Source organism: Microcystis sp. LE18-22.4A, from assembly GCF_027531105.1.
Classification (GTDB): domain Bacteria; phylum Cyanobacteriota; class Cyanobacteriia; order Cyanobacteriales; family Microcystaceae; genus Microcystis; species Microcystis aeruginosa.
Genome location: NZ_JAPZRB010000432.1, coordinates 1 through 2,707 on the forward strand (window position 1 = coordinate 1; position 2,707 = coordinate 2,707).

General features: G+C 45.9%; 1 protein-coding gene. It reads right to left on the minus strand.

Annotation, left to right across the window (positions count from 1 at the left end; genetic code table 11):
• Positions 1-138 precede the first annotated feature (138 nt).
• Entirely contained in the window at positions 139-2,451 is a 2,313-nt protein-coding gene (locus O9295_RS19085; RefSeq protein WP_288034549.1) for a GumC family protein, read from the minus strand.
• Positions 2,452-2,707: the final 256 nt, after the last annotated feature.

Below are 2,707 nucleotides of genomic sequence, written 5' to 3' on the forward strand. Positions count from 1 at the left end.
GGGGGTCAATTACCTAATTTTCAGGGAAAAAGTCCCTGAATTTACCCCTGATCACTCCCATATCTGGTACTTTTTGAGGGGAAAAAAGTCCAAAAGTCTTATCCAACAAGGTTTTTAGATTTATTCAGCAAGCCCTAATTATCTTTTGCCGTAGTAATGGCCATAGTAACGATAATTGTGGTCTTTCCGACTAACATTATTAGCCACTAAACCTAATACGGAAATGTGGGATAATCTCAGGTCTTCGAGCAGATTTTTCAGGGCAAAGCGGTCGGTTTTGCCCAATCTGGTGACGAGAATTAGGCCAGTGGCCATGGCGGCGAGAATTTTCGCATCGGCAAAAGCGACGAGAGGAGGTAGATCGTAGATAATTAGATCGAAGGCGTGGTCTTGCTGTAATTGCGAGATCATCTCCTGCATTTTCTGGGAAGAAAGCAAGCGGGTGGGATCCGGGGGAATTGAACCGGCGGTAAGAATCGATAAATTCTCGTAGCGGGGTAGGGATTGAACGGCCTCGTTCCAATCGAGACCCTCGGCGAGGACATTACTAAGGCCGTGGTCGTTATCGAGATTAAGTCGCTGGTGAATCTGGGGTCGTCGCAGGTCGGCATCCACCAGTAAGACTCTTTGCCCCATACGAGCGGCAGCCTTAGCGATATTTATTGCCATGGTGGTTTTACCATCTCCCGGTGATAAGGAACTAATCACGAGGGACTTGAGGGGGGAATCGGAACCGAGGAGGCGAATATTGGTGTTAAGAGTGTGGAAAGCCTCCGAGAAGGGGGAGAAATTATAGTAGTAGGGGTTTTCGTTGGCTGATTTTGGGGTACTATTAGGGATAGTAATTTTGCGATCGCCGACTGTTAACTGGGGTAGGGCGGCGGTGATCACTTTTTCGATCGTACCGAGGTCTTTTTGCCAAGGAATTGCGCCTAAAAGGGGTAGTTTGGTATCTTCTTTTAGTTCATCTGCACTGTGATGAACGGGGTCTAATCTTTCAGCTAAAAAGGCCGCCCCTAGGCCTAGTAACAGACCACCGATAACCCCTAAAGCCAGATTTCGCACGGGTTTAGGGGAAACGAAGTTCTCCCCTACTTCTGGTGGGGAAATTAGTTGCCAAGGGACGACCTGTTGTGCCACCTTGAGTTGGAGTTTTTGTTGTTCCTCCAGAAAACGGCCGAGACTGGTGGTGGCAATTTCCAATTCTCGCTGCAAATCCGTATAACGACGGGCTAAAACCGCCAGATTTTTGACCGAGGCTTTCTGTTGTTCGAGGGCCCGGGCAAGGGATTCTACCTTAATTTCTAGGGTTTGGCGACTGTTAGCGGCTTCCACCAATTGCTGGGTTAATTCTACCCGCAAAGCGCTCTGTGACACCAAAGCCGGGGAATTACCCACTGTCTGGGGCAGTTTTTCCCCTAGGGTTCTCTGGGCTTCGTTTTGCAGTAGGGGCAGTAAATTAGCCCGTTTTTCCTCTAGGGTGGCGATTATCGGGCTATCCTTGGCAAAAACTGCCGATTGTTTCGCCAATTCCACTTCCACTTCTTGCAACTGCTTGAGCAAATCTTGATAACCGGGAGATTCACTGAGATAAGTAGCGATAATTGCTTGATTAGGCTCTAATCCCACCTGTTGCTGTAAAGCTTGATAGCGAGAGTTAATTTCGTTAAGGGCGACTTGGGCTGCCCGATGATCTTGTTCAGTAGTGGTTAACTGTTGTGATAAACGAGTCGCCTCTTTATCGGGATCCAGGAAATTGTATTGCTGCCGGAATTGCTGCATTTGTTTTTGTAGAGAATTAACTCGTTCCCGCAGCACGGGCAATTGAGCGTTAACAAAATCTAAGCCTTGATTAATTTCGGTCTTCCGTTCCTGAGAACTATAGTTTAGGTAATGACGGGCTAAATTATCTAAAACCAGCTTAATTTTTTCCGGTTCCGCATCTTGATAGGAAATTTCTAAAACTTTCGTCTCTTTTAATTGACTAATTTTGAGATCAGATTTGCCAGTTTCACTAATTAAATCACTGTAGGTAAAATCAGGATACTTAGGGGTTATTTTACTAAGGATGGGGTTAAGGAGTTGAGGACTGGTTAAAACAGCGATTTGGGTATCATAATCGATGTCTTCACCACCTAACTGAGGTAGGATATCTTGGGCTGCCAGTCTGGAAGAACTTTTATTTTGCTCAATCGGTTGACCGATGAGCAGCAGGAATCTACCTTGATAGATAGGGGTTTTTAAGGAAGTCCAAGTAGCGATCGCTCCTGTCACCCCTAGGGTGATGCCAGCGATTATCCACCAGCGATGCTTGACCACAGAAAAGACTTGACGCAGGTTGAGTTCCTCTTCTTCCTGCGTCGGGGAGGGGATAAAAGCCGGTTGAGCAAAAACTGGTAGATTTCCTTGGCTTTGGGTTTTCAAAGCCCCGTTTTGTTGGTTGTTCATCATTAATCAAATAGTCAAGGGATAACTGTATTAGACCGCATCTATTATGCCAGTATAGCTTGAGGCTTGAGAATAATTTGGGAATTTGTCCAAACATGGTATCTATTTAAAATAGCCTGGTGGTGATTCGGTAGTAGTGATGGCGGCTTAATCCTTTGCTTTGCTGTGCATTGTAGTCATGGATAAAATACCAAAGGGTTCCCCAACGTGATTCTCCATTTTTTTAGAGAAAGATAGACTCTCTCTCACCAGCCGAGAA